At 73.1% G+C, this 26,995-nt stretch carries 22 protein-coding genes; 7 read left to right on the forward strand and 15 right to left on the reverse strand.

What is annotated here, in order from left to right; genetic code table 11:
* Positions 1-82 precede the first annotated feature (82 nt).
* Genes ACFWV2_RS18770 through ACFWV2_RS18785 form a run of 4 tightly spaced genes read left to right on the forward strand, consistent with a single transcriptional unit; the run spans position 83 to position 2,958 of the window.
* Positions 83-628 carry a hypothetical protein gene (locus ACFWV2_RS18770; protein WP_384406129.1) on the forward strand — a complete coding sequence of 182 codons (546 nt, stop codon included), beginning with the start codon at positions 83-85 and terminating at the stop codon, positions 626-628.
* Positions 625-1,041: a ferritin-like domain-containing protein gene (locus ACFWV2_RS18775; RefSeq protein WP_384406130.1), complete on the forward strand. Its 417-nt coding sequence runs from the start codon at positions 625-627 to the stop codon at positions 1,039-1,041. Before ACFWV2_RS18770 ends, ACFWV2_RS18775 begins: the two co-directional genes overlap by 4 nt.
* Before the next feature lie 32 nt (positions 1,042-1,073).
* Positions 1,074-1,973 (forward strand): aminoglycoside phosphotransferase family protein, encoded by a 900-nt coding sequence (locus tag ACFWV2_RS18780; protein ID WP_384406131.1) that lies wholly within the window; start codon positions 1,074-1,076, stop codon positions 1,971-1,973.
* Positions 1,974-2,019: 46 nt separating this feature from the next.
* Positions 2,020-2,958, forward strand: coding sequence for a slipin family protein (locus tag ACFWV2_RS18785; RefSeq protein WP_384406132.1), 939 nt, complete (start codon positions 2,020-2,022; stop codon positions 2,956-2,958).
* 87 nt (positions 2,959-3,045) lie between these two features.
* Here ACFWV2_RS18785 and ACFWV2_RS18790 read toward each other — a convergent pair whose 3' ends face one another.
* The 10 genes from ACFWV2_RS18790 to ACFWV2_RS18835 all read right to left on the reverse strand — a co-directional run bounded on the left by ACFWV2_RS18790 (position 3,046) and on the right by ACFWV2_RS18835 (position 16,236).
* Positions 3,046-4,746 carry a proline--tRNA ligase gene (locus ACFWV2_RS18790; protein ID WP_384406133.1) on the reverse strand — a complete coding sequence of 567 codons (1,701 nt, stop codon included), beginning with the start codon at positions 4,744-4,746 and terminating at the stop codon, positions 3,046-3,048.
* 70 nt (positions 4,747-4,816) lie between these two features.
* A complete protein-coding gene (locus ACFWV2_RS18795; RefSeq protein WP_384406134.1) occupies positions 4,817-5,362 on the reverse strand; it encodes a GNAT family N-acetyltransferase in 546 nt (181 codons plus the stop codon).
* A 43-nt stretch (positions 5,363-5,405) separates the two neighbouring features.
* Positions 5,406-6,251: a GNAT family N-acetyltransferase gene (locus ACFWV2_RS18800; protein ID WP_384406135.1), complete on the reverse strand. Its 846-nt coding sequence runs from the start codon at positions 6,249-6,251 to the stop codon at positions 5,406-5,408.
* Positions 6,252-6,378: 127 nt separating this feature from the next.
* A complete protein-coding gene (gene ispG, locus ACFWV2_RS18805; protein ID WP_384406136.1) occupies positions 6,379-7,536 on the reverse strand; it encodes a flavodoxin-dependent (E)-4-hydroxy-3-methylbut-2-enyl-diphosphate synthase in 1,158 nt (385 codons plus the stop codon).
* Between the two features lie 103 nt (positions 7,537-7,639).
* Positions 7,640-8,947, reverse strand: a complete 1,308-nt coding sequence (locus ACFWV2_RS18810) for a M50 family metallopeptidase (protein ID WP_384406137.1) — start codon at positions 8,945-8,947, stop codon at positions 7,640-7,642.
* On the reverse strand, positions 8,944-10,194 hold the full coding sequence (dxr, locus tag ACFWV2_RS18815) for a 1-deoxy-D-xylulose-5-phosphate reductoisomerase (RefSeq protein WP_384406138.1): 1,251 nt from the start codon (positions 10,192-10,194) through the stop codon (positions 8,944-8,946). The genes ACFWV2_RS18810 and dxr overlap by 4 nt, the downstream gene beginning before the upstream one ends.
* A 48-nt stretch (positions 10,195-10,242) precedes the next feature.
* A complete protein-coding gene (aroA, locus tag ACFWV2_RS18820) occupies positions 10,243-11,478 on the reverse strand; it encodes a 3-phosphoshikimate 1-carboxyvinyltransferase (protein WP_384406139.1) in 1,236 nt (411 codons plus the stop codon).
* A gap of 107 nt (positions 11,479-11,585) precedes the next feature.
* Positions 11,586-13,520: an acyl-CoA dehydrogenase family protein gene (locus ACFWV2_RS18825; RefSeq protein WP_384406140.1), complete on the reverse strand. Its 1,935-nt coding sequence runs from the start codon at positions 13,518-13,520 to the stop codon at positions 11,586-11,588.
* A 128-nt stretch (positions 13,521-13,648) separates the two neighbouring features.
* A complete protein-coding gene (locus ACFWV2_RS18830; RefSeq protein ID WP_384406141.1) occupies positions 13,649-15,094 on the reverse strand; it encodes an aldehyde dehydrogenase family protein in 1,446 nt (481 codons plus the stop codon).
* A 155-nt stretch (positions 15,095-15,249) separates the two neighbouring features.
* Entirely contained in the window at positions 15,250-16,236 is a 987-nt protein-coding gene (locus ACFWV2_RS18835) for an EamA family transporter (RefSeq protein WP_384406142.1), read from the reverse strand.
* Between the two features lie 161 nt (positions 16,237-16,397).
* Here ACFWV2_RS18835 and ACFWV2_RS18840 point away from each other — a divergent pair, with 161 nt between their 5' ends.
* Complete coding sequence (locus ACFWV2_RS18840) at positions 16,398-16,586, forward strand: hypothetical protein (protein ID WP_384406143.1); 189 nt, start codon at positions 16,398-16,400, stop codon at positions 16,584-16,586.
* A gap of 50 nt (positions 16,587-16,636) precedes the next feature.
* Here the strand turns inward: ACFWV2_RS18840 and ACFWV2_RS18845 are convergent, their stop codons facing one another.
* Together ACFWV2_RS18845 and ACFWV2_RS18850 are read right to left on the reverse strand one after the other, a co-directional pair.
* Positions 16,637-18,190 (reverse strand): PucR family transcriptional regulator, encoded by a 1,554-nt coding sequence (locus ACFWV2_RS18845; RefSeq protein ID WP_384406144.1) that lies wholly within the window; start codon positions 18,188-18,190, stop codon positions 16,637-16,639.
* A 119-nt stretch (positions 18,191-18,309) separates the two neighbouring features.
* Positions 18,310-20,526 (reverse strand): ATP-binding protein, encoded by a 2,217-nt coding sequence (locus ACFWV2_RS18850; protein ID WP_384406145.1) that lies wholly within the window; start codon positions 20,524-20,526, stop codon positions 18,310-18,312.
* A gap of 356 nt (positions 20,527-20,882) precedes the next feature.
* On the opposite strand from ACFWV2_RS18850, the gene gabT reads away from it, so the two are divergent.
* Together gabT and ACFWV2_RS18860 are read left to right on the forward strand one after the other, a co-directional pair.
* Positions 20,883-22,217, forward strand: coding sequence for a 4-aminobutyrate--2-oxoglutarate transaminase (gabT, locus tag ACFWV2_RS18855; RefSeq protein ID WP_384406146.1), 1,335 nt, complete (start codon positions 20,883-20,885; stop codon positions 22,215-22,217).
* 88 nt (positions 22,218-22,305) lie between these two features.
* Positions 22,306-23,070: a phosphatase PAP2 family protein gene (locus ACFWV2_RS18860; RefSeq protein ID WP_384406147.1), complete on the forward strand. Its 765-nt coding sequence runs from the start codon at positions 22,306-22,308 to the stop codon at positions 23,068-23,070.
* On the opposite strand, the gene ACFWV2_RS18865 is transcribed toward ACFWV2_RS18860, so the two are convergent.
* From ACFWV2_RS18865 to ACFWV2_RS18875, 3 genes are all read right to left on the reverse strand, one after another.
* Complete coding sequence (locus tag ACFWV2_RS18865; RefSeq protein WP_384406148.1) at positions 23,006-24,808, reverse strand: chitinase; 1,803 nt, start codon at positions 24,806-24,808, stop codon at positions 23,006-23,008. The two genes, ACFWV2_RS18860 and ACFWV2_RS18865, sit on opposite strands and share 65 nt — an antisense overlap.
* 143 nt (positions 24,809-24,951) lie before the next feature.
* On the reverse strand, positions 24,952-25,431 hold the full coding sequence (locus ACFWV2_RS18870; protein WP_384406149.1) for a hypothetical protein: 480 nt from the start codon (positions 25,429-25,431) through the stop codon (positions 24,952-24,954).
* A gap of 113 nt (positions 25,432-25,544) precedes the next feature.
* Positions 25,545-26,963, reverse strand: a complete 1,419-nt coding sequence (locus tag ACFWV2_RS18875; RefSeq protein ID WP_384406150.1) for an NAD(P)/FAD-dependent oxidoreductase — start codon at positions 26,961-26,963, stop codon at positions 25,545-25,547.
* Positions 26,964-26,995: the final 32 nt, after the last annotated feature.

Below are 26,995 nucleotides of genomic sequence, written 5' to 3' on the forward strand. Positions count from 1 at the left end.
CCACCGACCCGGGGCCCGCGGGTACGCTCGCCTGCGGTGATCCGACGATCTTCGACGACATACCACAGCTGAGGGAGCGAGCGTGACGACGACGGACAGGCGCGCACTCCTGACGGCCGGGGTCTCTGCCGCCGCGGCGGCCCTCGCGGGCTGCACCTCCGAGGCTCCCGGGCCCCGCAGGCCGAGCGCCGCCCAGCGGGAGGCCGAACGGGTGGCACGGGCGGAGACGGAGCTGCGGCTCCGCGCGGTGACCGCCTCCCGGACCCTGCTGGAACGTTACGACGCGACGCTGGCCGCCCACCCCGCCCTCGCCCCCCTGCTGAACCCGCTGCGGCGCTCGGTGGCGGCGCACACGAAGGCCTTCGGCGAGGGCGGGACGACGGTACGGCCCGCGACGGCCGCGCCGACCGCCTCCGCGACCTCCGTCGCCCCCACTCCCGCCCCCGTGCCCGTGGCGGGCGACCCCCGGGCAGCGCTCGGGGAACTGGCTGCGGCCGAAGGCACCGCCTCCGACGCCCACACCGCCGCCCTGCTCACCGCCCCGCCCGAGTACGCCCGGCTGCTCGCCTCCGTGGCCGCCGCCTGCGCCGCGCACGCCTATCTGCTGACCGAAGGAGCACGGGCATGAGCGCCCTCGACGCGACCCAGGCCGCGCTGGCCGCCGAGCACGCCGCGGTGTACGGGTACGGAGTCGTCGGTGGCCGGATCGGCGCCGAGCGACGGGCCGAGGCCACGACCGCGTACGAGGCCCACCGGGCGCGCCGGGACGCGCTGCGCAGGACCGTCCGCGACCTCGGCGGGGCGCCGGTGTCGGCGGAGGCCGCGTACGCGCTGCCGTTCCCGGTCGCGGACCCGGCCGGCGCCGTCCGTCTCGCGGCCGTCCTCGAGGACCGGGTGGCCGGGGTGTACTCCGACCTGGTGCGGGCCGCCGAGGGCCCGCAGCGGCGCGAGGCGGCCGCCGCGCTCAGGGAGGCGGCGGTACGGGCCGTCCGGTGGCGCGGCAGCGACGTAACCTTTCCTGGGCTCGCCGAGCGGGCGTGAACCCCGCCCCCGACCGAAGGAACACCGCACGCATGGCTTTCGAACCGCCGCAGCGACTGACGAGGACGCTCGGTGAGACGTACGGGGACGCCACCGCGGCCGCGTGGCTGGAAACGCTGCCCGCCCTCGCCGACCGGGTGCTCGGCCAGGCGTCCCTCGACGCCGAACGGGTCATGGCCCCCGGCGGGCGGAGCAGTCTGGTCGTCCTCGTCCGGCGGTCCGACGGCTCCCCCGCGGCACTCAAGATCGCACCCCCGTTCACCCGGCCCGACCGGGAGCGGGAGGCGCTCGCGCACTGGAACGGCTGGGGCGCGGTCCAGCTCCTCGACGAGGCCGGGGAGGGCTCGCTCGTCCTCGAGCGGCTGCACCCCGAGGTGTCGCTGCGCTCCCTGCCGGAGGCGAAGGCGCTCCTGGAGGCGGCGGGGACCGTACGGAAGCTGTGGGTGGAGCCCGCGGCGGAGCACGGCTTCGAGACGGTGACCGAGCGGACGGCCCGGCAGGCGGCGGCGATGGACTCCCACCGGGGCGGCGACGCGACCGGTGAACTGACGGCGGCGGCGCTCGCGGCGCGCGAGGAGCTGGTGTCCGGGGCCTCCGAGACGGTCCTGCTGCACGGGAACTTCCGGCAGGGCAAGGTGCTTGCCGGGGACCGGGCGCCCTGGCTGGCCGTCGGGCCCGAGCCGCTGGTCGGAGAGCGGGCGTACGACCTGGCCCGGCTCGTCCGGGACCGGGTCGAGGATCTGGTGGCCGCGTCCTCCGGCGCGTCGGCGGCCCGTCGGCGGGTCAACAAGCTGGCCGACTCGCTGGACCTGGACCGTGAGCGGCTGCGCGGCTGGACCCTGTTCCGCGCGGTCGAGTCGGGGACGCGGGCGCTGGCGGCGGGGCGGCGGCAGGATGCCGAGCTGCTCCTCGAGTTCGCGAGCTGGCTGTAGGGGAATACCCTTTTTGTACTGTTCGGCTCGATGCCAGGGGGCCGTGATGATCGAAGAGCTGCTGATGGCGGCAGCCGGTGCGGGCGCCGCGTTCGCCGTGTACGCGGGCGCCGCGGCGCGGGTCGTGAAGCAGTACGAGCGGGGAGTCGTCTTCCGCTTCGGCCGGCTGCGGGACGAGGTGCGGGCGCCGGGATTCACGATGATCATTCCGGGCGTGGACCGGCTGCACAAGGTGAACATGCAGATCGTCACGATGCCCGTGCCCGCGCAGGAGGGCATCACCCGGGACAACGTGACGGTCCGGGTCGACGCGGTGGTCTACTTCAAGGTCGTCGACGCGGCCGAGGCGCTCGTCCGGGTCGAGGACTACAAGTTCGCGGTCTCCCAGATGGCGCAGACCTCGCTGCGGTCCATCATCGGCAAGAGCGACCTCGACGACCTGCTGTCCAACCGGGAGAAGCTCAACCAGGGGCTCGAACTGATGCTGGACTCCCCCGCGATCGGGTGGGGCGTCCAGATCGACCGGGTCGAGATCAAGGACGTGTCCCTGCCCGAGACCATGAAGCGTTCGATGGCCCGGCAGGCGGAGGCGGACCGGGAGCGGCGGGCGCGGGTCATCAACGCGGACGCGGAACTCCAGGCGTCGAAGAAGCTGGCGGAGGCGGCGGAGGTCATGTCCGACCAGCCGGCCGCGCTGCAGCTGCGGCTGCTGCAGACGGTGGTGGCGGTGGCGGCGGAGAAGAACTCGACGCTGGTGCTGCCGTTCCCGGTGGAGCTGCTGAGGTTCCTGGAGCGGGCGACGCCGAGGGGCGGCGCGGATACGGGCCATGCGGAGACGATGCTGCATCCGGCGCACCCGGTGCCGCCGCCGGTGCCGCCGTGGTCGGAGGCGTACCTGGCGGGGCGGGCGGACGCGGCGGACGCGATCGAGGACCTGACGGGGACGTCGGTGGAACCGTCGGCGCAGCGGGAGGACGAGGGCTGAACCCTCCCCCCACGAGGTCAGGGGGAGGAGGACGGGCACAAGCTGCGACGGGGACGGCGCCCGGTGGGGCCCGCCCCCGTCGTGGTCCTAGGCCGTGAGGCGGGCGATCGCCTCTGCCGTCGGGAGCTCCTCCCGCTCACCCGTGCGGCGGTCCTTCAGCTCCAGGACGCCCTCGCCCGAGCGGCGGCCCGCCACCAGGATCTTCGGGACGCCCATCAGCTCCGCGTCGGTGAACTTCACGCCCGGGGAGACGCCCGCGCGGTCGTCGACCAGGACCCGGAGCCCGGCCGCGGCGAGCTGCGTCGAGACCTCGAGGGCCAGTTCCGTCTGGAGCGCCTTGCCCGCCGCCACCACGTGGACGTCGGCCGGGGCGACCTCGGCCGGCCAGCACAGGCCCTTGTCGTCGGCCGTCTGCTCGGCGAGCGCGGCGACCGCGCGGGAGACGCCGATGCCGTACGAGCCCATGGTCACGCGGACCGGCTTGCCCTGCTGGCCGAGGACGTCGAGCTTCAGGGCGTCGGCGTACTTGCGGCCCAGCTGGAAGATGTGGCCGATCTCGATGGCGCGGTCCAGCTTCAGGCCGGTGCCGCACTTCGGGCACGGGTCGCCCTCCTGGACGACGACGACGTCGACGTACTCGGAGACCTCGAAGTCACGGCCCGCGACGACGTTCTTCGTGTGCGTCCCGTCCTTGTTGGCGCCCGTGATCCACGCCGTGCCCGGCGCGACGCGCGGGTCGGCGATGTAGGTGACCTTCTCCAGGCCCTGCGGGCCGACGTAGCCCCGGACGAGGTCCGCGCGCTCGGCGAAGTCCGTCTCGGTGACCATCTCGACAGTGGCGGGCGCGAAGTGCGCCTCGACCTTGCCCAGGTCGACCTCGCGGTCGCCGGGGACGCCCACGGCGACGATCTCGCCGTCGACCTTCACCAGGAGGTTCTTCAGGGTGGCGGAGGCCGGGACGCCGAGGGAGGCGGCGAGGGTCTCGATGGTCGGGGTGTCCGGGGTGGGGATCTCCTCGGCCGCCGCGACGCCGGAGCCGTCGACCGTCTGCAGCTCGTACGTGATCGCCTCGGTGTTCGCGGCGAAGTCGCAGTTCGGGCAGTCGGCGAAGGTGTCCTCGCCGGCCTCGGCCGGGGCGAGGAACTCCTCGGACTTCGAGCCGCCCATCGCGCCCGCGGTGGCGGCGCAGATGCGGTAGTCGAGGCCGAGGCGCTCGAAGACGCGCTGGTAGGCCTGGCGGTGCAGGGCGTAGGAGTGGGCGAGGCCCTCGTCCTCCGTGTCGAAGGAGTAGGAGTCCTTCATCAGGAACTCGCGGCCGCGCAGGATGCCGGCCCGCGGGCGGGCCTCGTCACGGAACTTCGTCTGGATCTGGTAGAGGATGACGGGCAGGTCCTTGTAGGACGAGCACTGGTCCTTGACCAGGAGGGTGAAGATCTCCTCGTGCGTCGGGCCGAGGAGGTAGTCGCCGCCCCTGCGGTCGTGGAGGCGGAACAGCTCGGCGCCGTACTCCTCCCAGCGGCCGGTCGCCTCGTACGGCTCGCGCGGCAGCAGCGCGGGCAGGGAGACCTCCTGCGCGCCGATGGCGTCCATCTCCTCGCGGACGATGCGCTCGACGTTGGAGAGGACCTTCTTGCCGAGGGGCAGCCAGCTCCAGATGCCGGCGGCGGTGCGGCGCACGTAACCCGCGCGGACGAGGAGCTTGTGGCTGAGGACCTCGGCGTCGGCCGGGTCGTCGCGCAGCGTCTTCGCCATCAACTGGGACATGCGCTGGACCGGTGCGTTGGCCATGGTTCTCGTACTCCTGCCGGGACTGACATTGATGGCCCGAGGTTAGCCGGGCCATCCCTGGTGGGAGAAATCAGTTCCGGCGCAGCAGGGGCAGCGGCGCGCCCATCACGGCGTACGGGCGGGCGGCGCTCGGGAAGTGCACCTGGCGGGCGAGGTCGGTGTAGCCGAGGGACCGGTAGAGGCCGCGGGCCGGGCTCTCGGTGTCGATCGCGGAGAGGATGGAGCGCCTCTCGACGGCGGTGTCGGTGATGGTCGTGATGAGCTCGCGGCCCACGCCCCGGCCCTGGAAGTCGGGGTGGACGTGGAGTTCGGTGATGACGAAGGAGTCGTCGAGCCATTCGGTGGTGCCGGTGGCGCGGAGGTACGTCTCGACGACGGTGGACCACCAGTGGGTGCGGTCGTTGGGCATCCCGTACACGAATCCGACGAGCGCCCCGTCGGGGGTGGTGGCGCCGTAGGCGCGGGCACCGGGGCTGAGCAGGTGGCGCAGCACGATGTGGCGGCGTACGGCGATCTCGTCGTCGTCCAGGCCGAAGGCGACCGCCTGCACGGCGAGGGCCTCGTCCACCCGGGCGGCGAGGTTGGCCGGACCGATCACGACCTGTGCGTCATCCATGCGGCGCACCCTACAAGCGGCCGCCCGTCCCGGGACAGCACGTTCAGAACAGGACGCTCATGAAGGCGCCGGTCTCCTGGAAGCCGACGCGGCGGTACGCGGCCCTCGCGGGGACGTTGTAGTCGTTGACGTACAGGCTGACGACGGGCGCGATGTCGGTCAGGGCCTGCTGGAGGACGGCGGCCATGCCCGTCTCCGAGAGGCCCTTGCCTCGGTGCTCCGGGGCGACCCAGACGCCCTGGATCTGGCAGGCCTGGCGGGTGGCGGCGCCGATCTCGGCCTTGAAGACGACCTTGCCGTCCTCGATGCGGGCGAAGGAGCGGCCGGTGCCGACGAGTTCGGCGACCCGGGCCTGGTAGAGCAGGCCGCCGTCGTTGGCGAGCGGGGAGACGCCGACCTCCTCGGTGAACATGGCCACGCAGGCGGGCATGATCACGTCCATCTCGTCCTTGCGGACGCGGCGCACCAGCGGGTCGGGAGTGACGGTGGTGGAGGGTTCCTCGGCGACCATCACGGGCTGGCGGGCGCGGACGTCCCGCGCGGGGCCCCAGCTGGGCTCCAGGAGGCGCCACAGCTCGGAGGTGGCCTCGGCGGGGCCGACGATCGAGGAGCAGCGGCGGCCGGTCCTGCGGGCCCGGTCGGCGAAGGCGCGGACGGCCTCGGGGGTGGCGCAGAGGGGGACCAGGTTGGCCCCGGAGTAGCAGAGGGAGCGCAGTCGGCCCTCGTCGTACCAGCCCCACATCTCGCCGCCGAGACGCCACGGGTCGAGCCCGGCGACCTGGACGCGGGCGGCGACGAAGGCGTTCTCGACGGGGGCGCTCTCCAGGACGGCGAGCGCGGCGCCGAGATCGGCGGGTTCGAGGACCCGGGTGGCGGGTTGTGTCAACACGAGGGGGCCTCACCGTGCGGTTCTGCTGGTCTTGGCACTTTACCCTTCTCGCCTGGGGCGGGGCCCTTCATGCGCACGGAGCCCCTCCGCCCGGTGGGGTGGAGGGGCTCCGTGGTGGTCGGTGTCCTCAGCCGGCGACGGCGACCGACGGCTCGCCGCTGGCGACGCCGTCCTTCTCCATCTGCTCGGCGATCTTCAGCGCCTCTTCGATCAGGGTCTCGACGATCTTCGACTCGGGGACGGTCTTGATGACCTCGCCCTTCACGAAGATCTGGCCCTTGCCGTTGCCGGAGGCGACGCCGAGGTCGGCCTCGCGGGCCTCGCCGGGGCCGTTGACGACGCAGCCCATGACGGCCACGCGCAGCGGGACGGTCATGCCGTCGAGGCCGGCGGTGACCTCCTCCGCGAGCTTGTAGACGTCGACCTGGGCGCGGCCGCAGGACGGGCAGGAGACGATCTCCAGGCGCCGCTGGCGCAGGTTCAGCGACTCCAGGATCTGCATGCCGACCTTGATCTCCTCGGCCGGCGGCGCGGAGAGCGAGACGCGGATGGTGTCGCCGATGCCCTGGGACAGCAGGGCGCCGAAGGCGACGGCCGACTTGATGGTGCCCTGGAAGGCCGGGCCGGCCTCGGTGACGCCGAGGTGCAGCGGGTAGTCGCACTGGGCGGCGAGCTGGCGGTAGGCCTCGACCATGATGACCGGGTCGTTGTGCTTGACCGAGATCTTGATGTCGCGGAAGCCGTGCTCCTCGAAGAGGGAGGCCTCCCAGAGGGCGGACTCGACGAGCGCCTCCGGGGTGGCCTTGCCGTACTTCTTGAGGAGCCGCGCGTCGAGCGAGCCGGCGTTGACGCCGATCCGGATCGGGGTCCCGGCGTCGGAGGCCGCCTTGGCGATCTCCTTGACCTTGTCGTCGAACTGCTTGATGTTGCCCGGGTTGACGCGGACGGCCGCGCAGCCGGCGTCGATCGCGGCGAAGACGTACTTCGGCTGGAAGTGGATGTCGGCGATCACGGGGATCGACGACTTCCGGGCGATCGTCGCGAGGGCGTCGGCGTCGTCCTGCGTGGGGCAGGCCACGCGCACGATCTGGCAGCCGGAGGCGGTCAGCTCGGCGATCTGCTGGAGCGTCGCGCCGATGTCGGAGGTGCGGGTCGTGGTCATCGACTGCACGGAGACGGGGGCGTCACCGCCGACGGCGACGCTGCCGACCTGGATCTGGCGGCTCTTGCGCCGCTCGGCGAGCCGGGTCGGAACGGTCGGGATACCGAGAGCAATCGCGGTCATCTTCTGTGCAACCTCAAGGTTGTGCGTCGGCGGGCTCAGGTCTCCGAGGTTACCGCCCTGGGGGCGGGGGGCCGGACACCACGGGGGCCGGCCCCCCTGAGGGCTACGTCAGCTTCACCGGGTTGACGATGTCGGCGGCGAGGACGAGCAGGGTGAAGCAGACGAAGACGCCGGCCACCACGTAGGCGGCGGGCATCAGCCTGGCCACGTCGAACGGGCCGGGGTCGGGACGCCTGAAGATCCGGGCCGTGTGACGGCGCACGGACTCCCACAGGGCGCCCGCGATGTGCCCGCCGTCGAGCGGCAGCAGCGGGAGCATGTTGAACAGGAACAGCGAGACGTTGAACATGACCAGCAGGTTCATGAACATCACGAGGATCGTCGTGGGCGGGGCCTCGACGTTCATCAGCTCGCCGGTGATGCGGGCGGCGCCCACGACGCCGACGGGGGAGTCGTCGGCGCGTTCGCCGTCGCCGAAGGTGGCGTCCCAGAGGCCGGGGATCTTGCCCGGGAGGGCGATGACCGAGTGGACGCCGTTCTCCAGGAGGTCGGACATCCGGTCGGTGGTCTCGACGAAGGTGAGGGGCGCGACCTCGGTCTTGGAGGCGAAGCCGAGGTAGCCGGCGTCGATGTACGTCACGGGCTGGACGACCTGGCCGTCCTCGTCCTTCTTCGGCACCTTGTTGGAGACGAGGGTGGGGTGCAGGTCGACGCGCTGCCCGGCGCGCTCGACGGTGACCGTGGCCGGGCCGACGGTGTCGCGGATGCGGTCGGAGAGGGTGTCCCAGTCGGCCACCGGGGTGCCGTTGAAGGCGACGATCCTGTCGCCCTCCTTGAGGCCGGCCTTGAACGCCGGGGAGACGGGGTCGCCCGTCGCGCACTTCTCGCGCTTCTCGCTCTGCTCGATGACGCACTTCTGGACGCCGGCGACCTGGGTCGTCTGCCCCTCGATGCCCAGGGTCATCATCGAGCCGAAGAACAGCGCCGCGGCCAGGACCAGGTTCATGAAGGGTCCGGCGAACATCACGATCACGCGCTTCCACGGCCTGCGCGTGTAGAAGAGGCGGGTCTCGTCGCCGGGCTGCAGCTCCTCGTACGAGGCCTCGCGGGCGTCCTCGATCATCGAGCGCCAGGGCGAGGTGGAGCGGGCCTCGATGCGGCCGTCGTCGCCGGGCGGGAACATGCCGATCATGCGGATGTAGCCGCCGGCCGGGATGGCCTTGATGCCGTACTCGGTCTCGCCGCGCTTCCTCGACCAGATCGTGGGGCCGAAGCCGACCATGTACTGCGGTACGCGGATGCCGAAGAGCTTGGCCGTGGAGAGGTGGCCGAGCTCGTGCCAGGCGATGGAGACGAGCAGCCCGAGCGCGAACAGCACGATGCCCAGGGCGTACAGGAGCATTTCGGTCATGCGCGGGCCTCCGCTGTTGCCTTCGCTGCGAGCTCTCGGGCCCGGGCGCGCGCCCAGGTCTCCGCTTCGAGGACGTCCGGGACGGTGAGGGAGGTTCCCGTGGCGGGAACGCCGTGTTCCGCGACGACCGCTGTGACCGTATCCATGATTCCGTTGAACGGCAGGCGTCCGGCGAGGAAGGCCTCGACGCACTCCTCGTTCGCCGCGTTGAAGACGGCGGGGGCGGTGCCGCCGAGGGCGCCGACGTGCCGGGCGAGCCCGACGGACGGGAACGCCTCGGTGTCGAGGGGGAAGAACTCCCAGGTGGAGGCCTTGGTCCAGTCGAAGGCGGGGGCCGCGTCGGGGACCCGCTCGGGCCAGCCGATGCCGATGGCGATCGGGCCGCGCATGTCGGGCGGGGTCGCCTGGGCGAGCGTGGAGCCGTCCGTGAACTCCACCATCGAGTGGACGTACGACTGGGGGTGGACGACGACCTCGATGCGGTCGAAGGGGATGTCGTAGAGCAGATGGGCCTCGATGACCTCCAGGCCCTTGTTCACCAGGGTCGCGCTGTTCACCGTGATCACCGGGCCCATGGCCCAGGTGGGGTGGGCGAGCGCGTCCTCGCGGGTGACGTGGGCCAGCTCCTCGCGCGTACGGCCGCGGAAGGGGCCGCCGGAGGCGGTGACGACCAGCTTGCGGACGTCGGCGCGGGTGCCGGCGGCGAGCGCCTGGAAGAGGGCCGCGTGCTCGGAGTCGACCGGGATGATCTGGCCGGGCTTGGCGAGCGCCTTCACCAGGGGGCCGCCGACGATCAGCGACTCCTTGTTGGCGAGGGCGAGGGTGCGGCCGGCTTCGAGGGCGGCGAGGGTCGGCGCGAGACCGATGGAGCCGGTGATGCCGTTGAGGACGGTGTGGCACGGCGAGGCGGCGAGCCGGGTGGCGGCGTCCGGGCCGGCCAGGAGCTCGGGCAGCGGCTCGGAGCCGTACAGCGCCTTCAGCGCGTCACGCAGCTCCGGCAGCGCCTCCTCGCGGGCCACGGCGACCGCGGTGACCTTCAGCCGGTGCGCCTGTTCGGCGAGCAGCGCGATCCGGCCGCCCGAGGCGGCCAGGGCGGTGACCCGGAAGCGGTCGGGGTTGCGCAGCACCAGGTCGATGGCCTGGGTGCCGATGGACCCGGTCGAGCCGAGGACGACGATGTCCCGGCGTCCTTCGGACACGTCGAAGGCGATATGGGGATCGGCGAGAGGAGAGGGGCGGTCGCTCATGCCCCCCATTCTTGCCGCAAACGCGGTGCCTTCTTCACGGGGTGCTCCTCACGGGGTGTGGACGAACGTGTCGAACGCCCGGTGGAAGTCGGGGAACGTCTTCTTCACGCAGCCGGGGTCGTCGAAGGTGATGCCGGGGGTGCGCAGCGCCGTGACCGCGAAGGACATGACGATGCGGTGGTCGCCGTGGGTGGCGATCTCGACGGGTCCGGCGGGGGCGCCGGGCTGGATCTCGATCCAGTCGGGGCCGGTGGTGACGGTGACGCCGAGGCGGCGCAGGTTCTCGGCGCAGGCGTCGAGGCGGTCGCACTCCTTCACCCGGGTGTTGGCGACGTCCTCGATGCGGACGGGTCCCTCGGCGAAGGGCGCGAGGGCGGCGAGGGTCGGCATGGTGTCGGAGATGTCCCGCATGTTGACGGTGAGTCCGTGGAGCCGGCCGGTGGAACGGACCGTGGTTCCGGTGCCGGTGATCTCGACGTCGGCGCCCATGCGGCGCAGGACGTCGGCGAAGGCCAGGTCGCCCTGGAGGGCGCCGGTCCCGAGGCCGGGGACGGTGACGGAGCGGCCCGGTTCGAGGGCGGCCGCGGCGAAGAAGTAGCTTGCCGTGGAGGCGTCCGGCTCGATGCCGTACGTACGGGCCCGGTAGCCGGTGGGAGCGACGCGGTACGTGCGGCCCTCCTGGCTGATCTCGGCGCCGAAGCCCCGCATCATCGCGAGGGTGATCTCGACGTACGGCTCCGAGACCAGGTCGGTGACGGTGATGTCGAGGCCCTCGGCGGTGAGCGGGCCCAGCAGGAGCAGCGCCGTCAGGTACTGGGAGGACTGCCCGGCGTCGAGGGTGAGCGCGCCGCCCCTCACTCCGCGGGCGTGGACGGCGAGCGGGTGGTGGCCCTCCCGACCGCCGTGCCTGAGGTCGACGCCGAGGCCGCGCAGGGCGGTGGTGAGCGGGCCGAGGGGCCGCCGTCGCATCTGCTCGGAGGCGTCGAAGCGGTAGGTGCCGTGCCCCGCGGCGGCGAGGGTGGGCAGGAAGCGGGCGGTGGTGGCGCCGTCGCGGCAGTACACCTCGGCGGTGTCCGTTCCGGGGCCGCCGGGGCGGCCCTCGATGTGCCAGGCGCCGGGCTCGCGGCGGACCGCGTAGCCGAGGGCGGTGAGGCCCTCGGCGAAGCCCTCGGTGTCGTCGGAGACGAGCGGCCGCAGAAGGGTGGTGGTGCCCTCGGCCGCGGCGGCGAGGAAGAGCGCGCGGGCGGTGACGGACTTGGAGCCGGGGATGTGGGTGACGGTCACCGGGCCATGGTGCCGTGGCCTGCGCCCGTGTGGGTGACCGTCCCGCAGGGCGGGACGGGTGGGCACACGGGCGGCGCCTCCGGGCGGGAGGTACTCCCGCCACGTGCCTACGGGATGCGGCGGTGGACGTCCTGCTCGGTGGACGGCCCGGGGCTCGCGTCCGCGATCCAGGGGCCCTCGCCGCTCGGGTCGACGATGCCGGCCTCCAGCCAGGTGTAGCGGCCGGCCAGGACCCCGTCGACGACCCGTCGGTCGAGGTCGTCCGTGTTGGACCAGAGGCGCCCGAACAGCTCCTCGGTCCGCAGCCTGGCCTGGTGGCAGAAGGCGTCCGCGAGCTGGTGGGCCTCGCGGCCGTGGTCGCCGGTGGTGCGGAGGAGTTCGGCCCGTACGCAGGCCGCGCTCATCGCGAAGAGTTCGGCGCCGATGTCGACGATCCGGCCGAGGAACGCCTGCTTGAGCTCCATCCGGCCCTGCCAGCGGGACATCGCGTAGAAGGTGGAGCGGGCGAGCTTGCGGGAGGACCGCTCGACGTACCGGAGGTGGCCCGCGAGCTCGCCGAACTCCCCGTACGCCCCCGGTCGCTGTCCCGGTCCCGTGACGAGACCGGGCAGCCAGCGGGCGTAGAAGCCGCCCGCCCGGGCGCCGGCCCTCGCCTTGTCGGTGAGCGACTTCCCGGGGTCGATGAGGTCGCCGGCGACGGACAGATGGGCGTCGACGGCCTCGCGGGCGATCAGCAGGTGCATGATCTCGGTCGAGCCCTCGAAGATCCGGTTGATCCGCAGGTCGCGCAGGAGCTGTTCGGCGGGGACCGCCCGTTCGCCCCGGGCGGCGAGCGAGTCGGCGGTCTCGTAGCCGCGGCCGCCCCGGATCTGGACGAGTTCGTCGGCGATGAGCCAGGCCATCTCGGAGCCGTACAGCTTGGCGAGGGCGGCCTCGATGCGGATGTCGTTGCGGTCCTCGTCGGCCAGCTGCGAGGCGAGGTCGACGACCGCCTCCAGGGCGAAGGTGGTGGCCGCGATGAAGGAGATCTTGGTGCCGACGGCCTCGTGCCGGGCAACTGGGCCGCCCCACTGCTCGCGGACGCCCGCCCATTCACGGGCGATCCTCAGGCACCACTTGCCGGCGCCCGCGCAGGCCGCGGGGAGGGAGAGTCGGCCGGTGTTGAGGGTGGTGAGGGCGATCTTGAGACCGGCGCCCTCGGGGCCGATGCGGTTCTCGGCGGGCACGCGCACGCGATGGAAGCGGGTGACGCCGTTCTCCAGACCGCGCAGGCCCATGAAGGCGTTGCGGTGCTCGACGGTGATGCCGGGCGAGGCGGCCTCGACGACGAAGGCGGTGATGCCGCCGCGGTGGCCCTCGGACGCGGGGACGCGGGCCATGACGACGAGCAGGTCGGCGATGACCCCGTTGGTGGTCCAGAGCTTGACCCCGTCGAGGACGTAGGCGTCCCCGTCCTCGTCCCGGAGCGGTACGGCCGTGGTCGCGAGGCGCGCCGGGTCGGAGCCGACGTCGGGCTCGGTGAGCAGGAAGGCGGAGAGGTCGGTACGGGCCAGCCGGGGCAGAAAGGTGTCCTTCTGCTCCTGGGTGCCGAAGAGCTTCAGCGGCTGCGGTACGCCGATCGACTGATGCGCGGACAGCAGAGCGCCGACGGCGGGGCTGGCGGAGCCGACGAGGGCGAGGGCGCGGTTGTAGTACACCTGGGTGAGGCCGAGGCCTCCGTACTTCCGGTCGATCTTCATCCCGAGCGCGCCGAGCTCCTTGAGTCCGGTGATCGTCTCGTCGGGGATGCGGGCCTCGCGTTCGATGCGGGCGCCGTCGATCCGGGTCTCGCAGAACTCCCGCAGGTTCGCCAGGAAGGCCTCGCCGCGCCGGGCGTCCTCGGGCGCGGGAAGCGGGTGGGGATGGATGAGATCCAGCCGGAACCGGCCGAGGAAGAGCTCTTTGGCGAAGCTGGGTTTGTGCCAGTCACGCTCACGTGCGGCCTCGGCGGTCTGCCGTGCCTCGTGGGCGGTGACCCTGGGCCGCTGGGTGGGCGCGGACATGGACACCTCCTCGGTCTCTTCTGTCCGTCGTACCCGCTTTCCGACGGTCCGGAAAGATGAGAAGACGGCCTGAACCCCCGCACAGTGGGCTCAGGCCGCCTGGTCTCGTGGACCCGTGGGCGTACGGGTTACAGGGCGAGGCCCGTCAGGACGAGGACCCGTTCGTAGGTGTAGTCGTCCATCGCGAACCTGACGCCCTCGCGGCCCACGCCGGAGCGCTTGGCGCCGCCGTACGGCATCTGGTCGGCGCGGTACGAGGGGACGTCGCCGACGATCACGCCGCCGACCTCCAGGGCCCGGTGGGCGCGGAAGGCGGCCTGCAGGTCGTGGGTGAAGACGCCGGCCTGGAGGCCGAAGTCGGAGTCGTTGACCGCGGCGAAGGCCTCGGCCTCGCCGTCGACCTTGGCGATCGTCAGGACCGGGCCGAAGACCTCGGCGCGGGCCAGCGTGACGTCCGCCGGGAGGTCGGTGAGGATGGTCGGGGCGTAGGTCGCGCCCTCGCGCTTGCCGCCGGCGAGCAGCTTCGCGCCGGCCGCGACGGCCTCGTCGACCCAGGCCTCGACGCGCTGGGCGGCGGCCTCGTCGACGAGCGGGCCGACGTCGGTGGCGGCGTCGGACGGGTCACCGGTGACCTGGGCCTCGACGGCGGCGACGATCTTCGGCAGCAGGCGGTCGTGGACGGAGGAGTCCACGATCACGCGCTGGACGGAGATGCAGGACTGGCCGCCCTGGTAGTTGGAGAAGGTGGCGATACGGGTCGCCGCCCAGTCCAGGTCCTCCTCGGAGGACCAGTCGGGCAGGACGACGGCCGCGGCGTTGCCGCCGAGCTCCAGGGTGCAGTGCTTGTGCGGCACCGACTGCTGGATGGCGTAGCCGACCTTGTCGGAACCGGTGAAGGAGATGACCGGGAGGCGCTCGTCCTGGACGAGGGCGGGCATCCGGTCGTTCGGCACGGTGAGGATCGACCAGGAGCCGGCCGGCAGGTCGGTCTCGGCCAGGATCTCGCCCAGGATCAGGGAGGAGATCGGGGTCGAGGGGGCCGGCTTGAGGATGATCGGGGCGCCGACGGCGATGGCCGGGGCGACCTTGTGGGCGCTGAGGTTCAGCGGGAAGTTGAACGGCGCGATGCCGAGGACGACGCCCTTGGGGATACGGCGGGTCAGGGCGAGGCGGCCCGCGCCGCCGGCCTCGGTGTCCAGGCGCTGGGCCTCGCCGGCGTTCCAGCGACGGGCCTCCTCGGCGGCGAAACGGAAGACGGAGACGGCACGGCCGACCTCGCCGCGGGCCCACTTGATGGGCTTGCCGTTCTCGGCGGAGATCAGCAGCGCGATCTCCTCGGTGCGCTCGGCGAGCCGCTTCGACACGTGGTCGAGGGCGGCGGCGCGGACGTGTGCCGGGCTCGCGGCGAACTCGTCGACGACGGCGTGCGCGGCGGCGACGGCCTCCTCGACCTGGGCCTCGGTGGGCACGCTGACCTTGCCGACCAGACGTCCGTCGTACGAGTTCGTGACGTCGAAGGTGGCGTCGCCGGTGGCCTCGCGGCCGGCGAGCCAGAAGGCGTGGGTGGTCGTCATTGCGTACCGGCCCTTTCCGTTTCGGGGGTGAGAGGGGGTGCTCTCGCGCTCTCGTGACACGTTAGGGCGAAGCGGGCGGCCCGACGCTTGTCCGGTGTGGAGTGGTGAGCCGTCACTCCTGTCCGCTTCGGCCGAAGGGGGCCGCCCGGGGCCGCTCAGCCGCGCCGCTCCGTGGAGACGATCAGCCAGACGCCGCCGACGACGATCGCGCCGCCGAGGACGATGGGCCACGACAGGGCCTCGTTCAGGACCAGGGCACCGAGGGCGACCGCGACGACGGGGTTCACGTACGCGTAGGTGGCGACGAGCGAGAGCGGCGCGGCCTGGAGGAGCCACGCGTACGCGGTGAAGGCGATCAGGGAGCCGAAGACGATCAGGTAGGCGAGCGCGGCCCAGGAGCGGGTGGAGACCTCTCCGAGGTCCAGGCCGTGCTGCTCGCCCCGGACCAGACCGACGGCGAGGCCGCCGAGACCGCCCGCGACCATCTCGTACGCGCTGGCCGCGAAGGGGTTGGCGGGCATCGGGAGGCGCGCGGAGGAGAACGAGCCGAGGGACCACAGGAACGTGGCCACGACGACGAGGGCCACCCCGCCGGCCTTCACGTCACCGCTGAGGCCGGGCAGGGTGAGCACGCCGAGCCCGGCGAGGCCGAGGAGCACCCCGGCGAGCCCGCCCGCGCTCGGCCGCAGTCCCGTGGCGGCCTTGAGCACGACGACCCAGGCCGGGACGACGGAGATGAGCAGCGCGGCGAGACCGGACGGGATGGAGGTCTCGGCGAGGACGACGAGGCCGTTGCCGCCGAGGATCAGGAGCAGGCCGACGAGCACCGCCGAGCCGAGCTGCCGGCGGGTGACCTTGAGGGCCGCGGGCCCCTGGCGCCAGGCGATGATCCCGGCGAGGAGCAGGCCGGCGGTCACGAAGCGGGTGCCGGCGGAGAGGAAGGGCGGCATCGTCTCGACGACGATCCGGATGCCGAGGTAGGTGGAGCCCCACACGACGTACACGATGCCGAGCGCGGCCCATACGGCTCCGGTGATCCGCCGCCGTGCGGGAGCGGAGGGGGCCGCGGGGGCGGCGGCGGTACGGGGCGCGGACGCGGCCCGGGGGGCTGCGGGGGCCGGATCGACGGCGGGGCTTGTCATGAGCGGAGCGTAAGGAGTGTCGGGCTCCATGACCAAGGGAATTGCCCGCGTCCGGGCAGGCGGAGGCGGGAACGCGGAGGCCCCGGGCGTCGTCTACGGCACTGACAGGATGTTCCGAACGCACACGGGAAGACCCCGGTGCACCGCCAGGGGGAAAACACATGGTCCTGCTCGCCTTGACCGGCGTCCTCGTCCTCACCGTCGCAGGGTGCGTCTGCGTGGTGTGGGCCGCGCGGGGCGGTCCACGCTGGGTCCACGCCGTCGCCGCGGTGACCCTCGCGGCCGGCCGCCTGGTGCGGAGCGACCGGCGTCGCCGCGTGGGGTCCCACAGCGGGGACGGGGACGGCTGACGGGCACGGGGCCCCGGGCCCCTCCCGGAGTCCCGACCGCTGACGGGGCCCTACTCCGTGCCCTCCCCCGTCGCCTTCAGGGCCAGCCACAGCTCCATCCGTACGTCCGGGTCGTCCAGGGACCGGCCGAGGATCTCCTCCACCCGCCGCATCCGGTAGCGCAGGGTGTGCCGGTGGACGCCGAGGTCCGTCGCCGCCGCGTCCCACTGGCCGTGGCGGGAGAGCCAGGCCCGCAGGGAGGCCACCAGGTCGCCGCGGCCCTTCGCGTCGTGGTCCCGGAGCGCGCGCAGCATGCCGTCGGCGAAGGCGCGGACGGCGTCCTCGGCGAGGAGCGGCAGGACCGAGCCCGCCGCGAGGTCCTCGTGCTCGACGAGCGCCTTCCCCCGGCGTCTGGCCACCGAGAGCGCCTGTTCCGCCTGTTTGTACGCGGCGGCGGCCACGATCGGTCCCGCCGGGGCCGAGAGCCCGATGGTCACACCGACCTCGTCGGCGTCCCGCTCCGCGTACGTCTCGCACGCGGCGACGACCGCGCCCCCGTCCCCGGCGAGGACGACGAGCCGCTGCTCGCTCTCGGGGACGGCCAGCACCGCCTCGCCCGCCCGGGCCGCGGCCGCCTCCAGGGACTCGGCGAGCACCGGGAGCGGCGGTTCGCCGGCCTGATCACCCCCCGCGGGTTCCGCGACGACGATCCGGAAAGGGGCGTCGAGCAGCCCGCCGTACACGTCCCCGGCCACCGCGCGCGCGTGGTCCGGCTGTCCCGCGAGCATCATCCGCAGGACCGCGGCGCCGAGCCGCTGTTCGGCGGCCTGGAGCGAGCGGGAACGTTCCGTCGTGAGGGTGAGCAGGGCGATCGCGGAGTGCACCGCGTACCGCTCGGCCGTGCCGAGGGGCGCGCCCGTGCCGACCGCGAGGGCGCCCCGCACCCGGCGCCCGGTGCCGAGGGACTGGAGCTCGACGCGGTCGTCCGTCCCGCCGACGACGGCGCTGGCGGGCGCCGGGCGGTCGCGCAGCCGTTCCACGTCGGAGGTGAGCCGGGCTGCCCGGCGGGCCGCCCAGTCGGGTGACACGGCGACGACCGTGCCGGAGGTGTCGTAGAGCGCGGCCCAGCCGTCGACGTGGGCGGCGAGCCGGGCGACGACGGCCTCGGGGCCCTCCGCGAGCGCGGCCCTCGTCAGCTCCCGCTGGGCCTCGAAGCCGGCCGTGACGGCCCGGTACTGGTCGGCGGAGATGGCCGCCGAGACGGCCTTGCTGATGGCGAGGAACGGCGTGCGGCGCGGGACCTCCAGGAGCGGCAGGTGCTCCTCGCGGGCGGCGTCGAGGAGCGCCCGCGGGATCTCCTCGTGGTTGACGCCGACGGCGAAGCCGAGCCCGACGACTCCCGCGGCGAGCAGCCGCCGCACATAGCGGCGCATGGCCTCCGGGTCCTCCGCGTCGAGGGTGAGCGCGGTGGTGAGGAGGAGCTCGCCGCCCTCCATGTACGGGACGGGGTCGGCGAGCTCGCTGACGTGCGCCCAGCGGACGGGGGTGTCGAGGCGGTCCTCACCGGCACGCACGACGAGCTTCAGGGAGGAGTGCTGGACGAGCGACGCGAGGGTGGGCGGCATGGGGAGACCGTCGGACCTTTGAGCGAGGGGGCGCCGCTCAGCCGAGCGGCGCCCCCGATTGTGCCAGGGCCCGGGAGCGGCCGCTCCGGCTTCACCGCCCGGCTCGGCCCGGCCCCGCCTCAGGTCCGCAGGTCCACGAGCAGCGGCGGTGTGTACTCGCCCCGCACATGGGTGACGGACAGGACGGCGTGCCCGGCGGGGACGGCGTGCGCGAGGTCGGAGGCCGACCAGCGCTGACGCTCCACCTCCCGCACGGTCACGGCCTCGGCGGTCGGGGCCTTGCCGGTCGCGAGGCGACGCATGACGTGCAGGGCCTTGGTGAGCGGCTCGTCGGACACGATCTGCCGGTTGGTGACGTCCCGGGTCTGCACCCATTCGGTGCCCCAGGTCTCGGCGAACCGCCCGCCGTCCCAGGGCGCGATCCCGGCGAACGCCATCCGGCAGCCGACCGCCCCCAGGAGCGGCCCGCGCAGCGGCTCGGGCACGTCCTCCAGGCTGCGCAGGGCGAGGACGACGCCGGCGTTGGCGGAGCGCAGCCGCTGGACGGCCCGTACCGAGTCGCCGGTGACGGTGTACGTGGCGTCGTCCAGGACCAGGCAGGCGAAGAGGGAACGGTCGCGACGGCCGAGGGCCGCCTCGGTGAACTGGGCCAGGAGCAGCCGGGAGACGATCCGGGACGCTTCGGCGTGGCCGCGCTCGGGGAGGTCGACGCGGACGCGGAGCGGGTGCTCGACGGCCCGGAGGGAGAACTGCGGCCGCTCGCGGTCCCGGTCGACGGCGTGACGGTCCGTACCGTCGCGCCCCTCCGGGTCGACGCCAGGGCGGTCCGTACCGCCGTACCGGTCCGCGCGTGCGGCCGTGCCCCCGTCCGTGCCTCCCGTCGTGCGGAAGAAGCGGGCGAAGGCGGGGCGGTCGAGGAAGGCGAGGCGCTCGGCCAGGAGGTCGGCGACGTCGTCGCCGCGTTCGGCCTGGCGCTGCCGGGCGGTGAGCTCCCGCAGCTGGGCGGGGTCGCCCGCGACGGCGGCGCGCAGCGCGGCGAGCGCCTCGGGCGTCCCGCCGAGCAGCTCGCGCAGCTCGGGCACTCCGGGGAAGCGGCCGTGGGCCGCGCGGAACGGTCCGATCAGCTGGGCGAGCGCGGTGGCCGCCCTCCTGGTGTCGGCGGCGAGGTCGCCGACGAGCGCCTCGGCGAGGATCCGGGCGGCCTCGTCCGGGTCGTCGGCTCCGCCGTACAGGTCGAGGTCGTGGGTGGATTCGGGCCGGCCGACGGAGACGACCACGTCGAAGGCCTCGTCCGGGCCGACCGCCGTGGCGTGGGAGGTGACGGCGACGACGGCGGCGCGGTTGGCGAGGGCCTGGAGGCACAGGGACTCGACGACGGGCCGCACGAGCCGCACGGTCTTCCCCGACCCGGCGGGCCCGACGGCGAGCAGGGAGGTCCCGAGGAGACCGGGCTCGAGGGCGACACCGGTGGTGCGGCGGGAGTAGGGGTTGCGGGGGTGGTCGGCGGCGGTGCCGATGAGGACCTGGTCGGTGGCGAGGTCGTGGGTGGCGGTGCGGACGGGCAGGTCGCGCGAGCCCGAGGGGTGGCCGCAGGCGGCGGCGCCCCGGGTGCGTACCGCCTCGGTGAAGGCGTGGAGGCGCTCCGGCCGGGAGCGTACGCCCTGCCAGGCGCGGCGGATCCTGGCGTAGTCCACGTCGCCGAGGCTCCCGCCCCTGGTGGCCTCGGCGAGCCGGGCGGCCGCCTCGGTCAGTCCGGCGTCGCGCAGCTCGGGCCACTCGGTGGGGTCGGCGGCCGGCGGGGGCGGCGGGGGCGGGGTGTCCTTCTTCCGGGTGTAGCGGCGCCAGATGTCCGGGACGTGTCCGACGCGGGCGAAGAAGACGAGGAAGCCGCCGCCGACGAGGGCGTAGTAGGTGTAGCTGGCGGTGGCCCAGACGTCGGCGTCGGTGCGCCAGCTGTCGGGGGTGAGGACGAGCAGGGGCCAGAGCCAGTAGCGGCCGAGGTAGCCGTTCCAGAGGAGGGACCAGAGGAGCCAGCCGCTGAGCAGCGAGACGACGGCTCCGGCGAACAGCCGGCGGGCGGGCACCTCGTCCGGCTCCCGCTCGGGGCGGGGCCGGTGCCCGAGCCGCCAGATGCCGGGCTCGGCTGCGGGCCGGGGGATGCGGAGCCAGTCGGCGACCCCGACGCGGGTCGGCGCGTGCGCGGGCGGCGGCGGGACCGCGGGGCCGTCGGGCCGGGGGTGTGGGCGGGGCGGCGGAGGCGGCACGGGTGGACCCGCCGGGCGCGGGACCGCGCTCCCCCGCGTGTCGCGTGACTCGTACGTGCCGTCGGTCTCCATGAACCCCTGCCCCCTGACCAGCCGGGTCGCCGTCTCTGTGCCACCGTCAATCTAGTGGCCCCCGGACGTCCCGGAGGGGTTTCGACCACCCGTGTGGCCCGAGGCCGCCGGGGGCGGAGCCGGAAGCCGCCGGGGGACGGGAACCGGCGGCCCCCGAGGGGCGGGGCCCGAGCCTCCGGCCGGAGCCGGAGCGACCACCGGGTGCCCACACGGCGCGCGATCGCATCCGGTCTGTCCATCGCGGACAACGACACGCCCCCAACACTCCCGATCGGCGCATGCCTCCACCACTCCCCCGCGCCTAGCCTGCGGAGGAAACCCGCAAGTGCGTCCAGAACACCCCCCAGGAGCCCCGCATGAACGCTGTCCCGCAGGAGCGGCGCGTCGTCACCGCCATCCCCGGTCCGAAGTCGCAGGAGCTTCAGGCCCGCCGTCTCGACACGGTCGCCGGTGGCGTCGGCTCCACGCTCCCCGTCTTCACCAAGCGGGCCGGCGGCGGCATCATCGAGGACGTCGACGGCAACCGTCTGATCGACTTCGGCTCCGGCATCGCGGTGACCTCGGTCGGCGCGTCCGCCGAGGCCGTCGTGCGCCGCGCCTCCGCGCAGCTCCAGGACTTCACCCACACCTGTTTCATGGTGACGCCGTACGAGGGTTATGTGGAGGTCTGCGAGGCGCTCGCCGAGCTGACCCCGGGCGACCACGCCAAGAAGTCCGCGCTGTTCAACTCGGGCGCCGAGGCCGTCGAGAACGCGGTCAAGATCGCCCGCTCGTACACCAAGCGCCAGGCCGTCGTCGTCTTCGACCACGGCTACCACGGCCGTACGAACCTCACGATGGCGCTGACCTCGAAGAACATGCCGTACAAGCAGGGCTTCGGGCCGTTCGCGCCCGAGGTCTACCGCGTGCCGGTGGCCTACGGCTACCGCTGGCCCACCGGCCCGGAGAACTGCGGTCCCGAGGCCGCCGCCCAGGCGATCGACAACATCACCAAGCAGATCGGCGCCGACAACGTCGCCGCGATCATCATCGAGCCGGTCCTCGGCGAGGGCGGCTTCATCGAGCCGGCCAAGGGCTTCCTGCCGGCGCTGGTGAAGTTCGCCAACGACAACGGCATCGTCTTCGTCGCCGACGAGATCCAGTCCGGCTTCTGCCGCACCGGCCAGTGGTTCGCGTGCGAGGACGAGGGCATCGTCCCGGACCTCATCACCACCGCCAAGGGCATCGCGGGCGGTCTGCCGCTCGCCGCCGTCACCGGCCGCGCCGAGATCATGGACTCCGTCCACGGCGGCGGTCTCGGCGGCACCTACGGCGGCAACCCGGTGGCCTGCGCAGGTGCGCTCGGCTCCATCGAGACGATGAAGGAGCTCGACCTCAACGCCAGGGCGCGGCGCATCGAGGAGGTCATGAAGGCGCGTCTGGCCGCGATGGCCGAGAAGTTCGACGCCATCGGTGACATCCGTGGCCGCGGCGCCATGATCGCCATCGAGCTGGTCAAGGACCGCGCGACCAAGGAGCCGAACCCGGAGGCCGCGGGCGCGCTCGCGAAGGCCTGCCACGCCGAGGGCGTGCTGGTCCTGACCTGTGGCACCTACGGCAACGTGCTGCGCTTCCTCCCGCCGCTGGTCATCGGCGAGGACCTGCTGAACGAGGGCCTCGACATCATCGAGAACGCGTTCGCCCAGATCTGACACGCCGTGTGAAGACTCTGTGGGGGGCCGATGGCGGGATGCGTTTCCCGCTGTCGGTCCCCTCGTGTCTGGCGTACGGTTTCCGCAGATGAGAGAAACACCCCGGGCGGAGCCTCCCCAGCCCCGCCCACACCGTGCCGTCGCGCACGCCCCCGGGGCCTCGTGTTCCGGAACTCCTCACCGATCGGACGGCCGCCCGCCCCACACCCCCCGGGGCGCGCGGCAGCCCGATCTCCTCGGCCGCCCTGGAACCACCCCCCCTGTTCCAGGGCGGCCGACTCTCTTCTCGGCGCTCGTCGCCCTCGCCGTCGTGACCTGGCAGGTGCTCGTCCACGGCCCCTTGGCCAGGCTCGACGAGCGGGTGTCCCGGGCCCTGGTGGACACGGTTCCCCGGCGCCTCTCCGAACTCGGCGCCGACCTCGGCAACATGACCGTGGCCCTGCCCGTCCTCCTCTGCGCCATGGCGTACGCGCTGTGGCGCGGCCGCCGCGCCGCCGTCCTGTACGCGGGCCTCGCGATGGCCGCGGTCCCGCTCCTGGTGATCCCGCTGAAGGAGTGGACGGCCCGGCCCGGCCCCCTGGAGCCGTGGGCCGAGGGCTACTACCCGTCGGGCCACACGGCCACGGCCGCCGTCGCCTACTTCGGCGCGGCCTTCCTCGTCTCGAACCGTCTGGTCCCCGTCGCCGCCGCGCTGACGGCTCTGACGGGGACCGGACTGGTCCTGCGGGGCTACCACTGGCCGCTGGACGTGCTGGCCAGTCTCTGCCTGTCGCTGCTGATCCTGGCCGTCAGCTCCAGCGGTACGCGTCGAAGTTCTGCGAGAACTGCCACTGGTTGTAGCGGTCCCAGTTGATCGACCAGGTCATCAGGCCGCGCAGCGCGGGCCAGGTGCCGTGGGTCTGGTACGAGCCGCAGTCGGTCTTCTTCGTGAGGCAGTTCAGGGCCTTGTTCACCTCGGCCGGGGGCGTGTGGCCGTTGCCCGCCTGGGTGGAGGCGGGGAGGCCGATCGCGACCTGGTCGGCGCGCAGGGCCGGGAAGAAGCGGTCGGTGTTCCCGGCGACGGGGAAGCCGGTGAGGAGCATGTCGGTCATCGCGATGTGGAAGTCGGCGCCGCCCATCGAGTGGTACTGGTTGTCCAGGCCCATGATCGGGCCCGAGTTGTAGTCCTGGACGTGCAGCAGGGTCAGGTCGTCGCGCAGGGCGTGGATGACCGGGAGGTAGGCGCCCGCGCGGGGGTCCTGTCCGCCCCAGGGGCCCGAGCCGTAGTACTGGTAGCCGAGCTGGACGAAGAAGGTCTCCGGGGCCATCGTCAGGACGAAGCCGGAACCGTATTTCGCCTTGAGGGTCTTGACGGCCTGGATCAGGTGGACGACGACCGGGCTCGTCGGGTTCCGGAAGTCGGTGTCGCCGGTCTGGAGCGACAGGGAGTGGCCCTCGAAGTCGATGTCGAGGCCGTCGAGGCCGTACTCGTCGATGATCTTCGAGACGGAGGAGACGAAGGTGTCGCGGGCGGCGGTGGTGGAGAGCTGGACCTGGCCGTTCTGGCCGCCGATGGAGATGAGGACCTTCTTGCCCGCGGCCTGCTTGGCCTTGATCGCGGCCTTGAAGTCCGCGAGCGATTCCACGTTCGGGCACTCCGTCGCCGGGCAGAGGCTGAAGCGGATGTCGCCGGAGGTCACGGAGGTCGGTTCGCCGAAGGAGAGGTTGATGACGTCCCAGGAGGCGGGGACGTCGGCCATCCGGGTGTAGCCGGAGCCGTTGGCGAAGCTGGCGTGGAGGTAGCCGACGAGGGCGTGCGCGGGGAGGCCGGGATTGCCGCCCCCGCCGCCGCTGGTCGTGGTCGCGCTCACGGCGGCCGACTTCACGGACTCGCCGGCGCCGTTGGCGGCGCTGACCTGGAAGCTGTACGCGGTGGAGGGGGTGAGTCCGGTGACGGTGGCCGAGGTGCCGGTCACCGTCTGGACCCGGGTGGCACCCCGGTACACGTGGTACGAGGTGGCGCCGGGGACCGCGGTCCAGGTGAGCGGCACGGAGCTGGACGTCGGGGAGCCCGCCGCGAGACCGGTGGGGGCGGCCGGGAGCTGCACCGGGTCGCCGCCGGGGCCGAACAGGGACAGGTCGTCGGCCTGGTAGGCGGGGGTGCCGTACCAGCCGTGGGTGTAGATCGTGACCGAGGTGGTGGAGGCGCCCGTCGTGAACGTGGTCGCGAGCCGCTGCCAGTCGGGGGCGGAGCCCGTCCAGGTGGAGACGTCGGTGGTGCCCGTACCGGAGGCGCCGAGGTAGACGTAGCTGCCGCGGACCCAGCCGCTGAGCGTGTAGGTGGACCGGGGCTGCACGGTGACGGTCTGCGAGCACTTGGCGTTGTCGCTGCCGGCCGGGGTGGCCTGGAGCGCCTTCGTGCCGCTGCGTACGGGCGAGGGGACGGCGGCGCCGCTGCCCGCCGTGCAGCTCCAGCCGTCGAGGCCGGCCTCGAAGCCGCCGTTGCGGGCGAGTTCGGTGTCGGCGGCCTGGGCGGCGGGGGTGAGCGCGGCGAGTCCGCCGACGGCGAGGGCCCCCGCGAGGAGCAGGGTGAGAGGTCTGGCGCGGTCCACAACTGCCTCCGGGAATGGGGGAATCGAGGTGCGAGCGCGCCACAGCATGGTCCAGACCAATCAACTGGTCAAGACCTCTGCCCGGATGGCACCTCCGCGCTTACCGTCGAGGCGGTCGAACCCCGTACCGCCCTCGGCTCCGCTCACCCTCCGCCGGGACCGCCCTCCCCCCTGGCCAGCCGCCCCGCCGCCTCGTGCATCGCCAGTTCGAGGAGGGCCGCGTCGGTGAGGGTGCCCGCGCCGTCCGGGGCCACCACCCAGCGCACCGCGCCCGTCACCCGCCCCGGGTACGGGACGACGATCCAGGTCCCGGCGCCCGCGCCGCGCACCCCGCTGCCGAGCCAGCGGGTGGCGGTGCCCGGCGGGACGAAGAAGCCCATCCGGGCGTCACCGAAGTCGGCGAGCACCGGGCCGGCCCGGCCCACCAGACGACTCAGCACGTCGAGCGTCGGATAGCCGAGCTCCGACGGCAGGATCAGGACGTCCCAACGCCTGCCGGCGGGCAGCAACGCGACCCCGTGCGGGTTGCGCTCCCACTCCCACCGGCAGGCGTCGGGATCCGGTGCGACCGAGACCAGCCACTCCACCGCGCTCCTCGCGCCCGAGGCCCCCGTACCAGTCATCGCGACGATCTCCTTCCGTGTGGACACGGTGTCCGTACGGAGAGAGCGCTTCGGACGGGTTCTCTTACGCGGTTTCAGCTACTCATCAGTTGTGACGTGCATCACAGGTGAGGTCAGCTGTCGAAGCCCAGACCCATCCGGTCCATGGCCTTCAGCCACAGGTTCCGCCGCCCGCCGTGCTCGTCGGCGCGCGCCATCGACCACTTGGTGATGCCGATGCCGGCCCAGGCGATCGGCTCCGGCGGGAACGGCAGCGGCTTGGAGCGGACCATCTCGAGGTCGGTGCGCTCGGTGCGCTCCCCCGCGAGCAGGTCGAGCATCACGTCCCCGCCGAAGCGGGTGGCGCCGACGCCCAGGCCGGTGAACCCGGCCGCGTACGCCACCTTGCCCTGGTACGCCGTCCCGAAGAAGGCCGAGAAGCGGGTGCAGGTGTCGATCGCGCCGCCCCAGGCGTGGCTGAAACGCAGTCCCTCCAGCTGCGGGAAGCAGCGGAAGAAGTGCTCGGCCAGCTTGAGGTAGGTCTCCGGGCGGTGGTCCCTCTCGGCGTCGAGCTTGCCGCCGAAGGGGTAGACCGCGTCGTAGCCGCCCCACAGGATCCGGTTGTCGGCGGTGATCCGGAAGTAGTGGAACTGGTTGGCGGAGTCGCCGAGGCCCTGCCGGTTCCTCCAGCCGACGGAGGCTAGCTGCTCGGGGCTGAGCGGCTCGGTCATCAAGGCGTAGTCGTAGACCGGGACGGTGTACGGGCGGACGCGTTTGACCAGCGAGGGGAAGACGTTGGTGCCGAGCGCGACCCGGCGGGCGACGACCCGGCCGTACGGGGTGCGGACACCCATGCCGGCGCCGGTGGAGACCAGTTCCAGCCCGGGGGTGTTCTCGAAGATCCGTACACCCAGGTCGAGGCAGGCCCGCTTGAGGCCCCAGGCGAGCTTGGCCGGGTTCAGCATGGCGACGCCCCGGCGGTCCCAGATGCCGCCGAGGAAGGTCGGCGAGTCGACCTCGGCGCGGACGGCGTCCCGGTCGAGGAGCTCGATGCCGGCCGCGAGACCGAGCCGGTCGATCTCCTCGTAGACCTCGGTCAGCTCCTCGACCTGGTACGGCTCGGTGGCGACGTCGATCTCGCCGGTGCGCTCGAAGTCGCAGTCGAGGGAGTAGCGGGCGACCGCCTCCTCGATGGCGTCGAGGTTGCGCTCACCGAGCTCCTCCAGCTTCGGCAGCTCGCCCGGCCAGCGGGCGAGCCCGTTGCCGAAGCCGTGCGTGAGGGAGGCGGCGCAGAAGCCTCCGTTGCGGCCCGAGGCGGCCCAGCCCACCTCGCGGCCTTCGATCAGGACGACGTCCCTGGCGGGGTCGCGCTCCTTGGCGAGGAGCGCGGTCCACAGTCCGCTGTAGCCACCGCCGACGACGAGGAGATCGCACTTCTCGGTGCCGGTGAGGGCGGGCAGGGCGCCGGGCTTGCCGGGATCTTCCAGCCAGAAGGGGACGGGCTGGGCGTCGGAGAGTGATCGTGCAGCGAGACGCATGGCGACTGGGGCCATGGTTTCCAACTCCTTCGGTGCCTGAGCTGCCT

This window comes from Streptomyces sp. NPDC058671 (genome assembly GCF_042716475.1).
Lineage (GTDB): Bacteria > Actinomycetota > Actinomycetes > Streptomycetales > Streptomycetaceae > Streptomyces.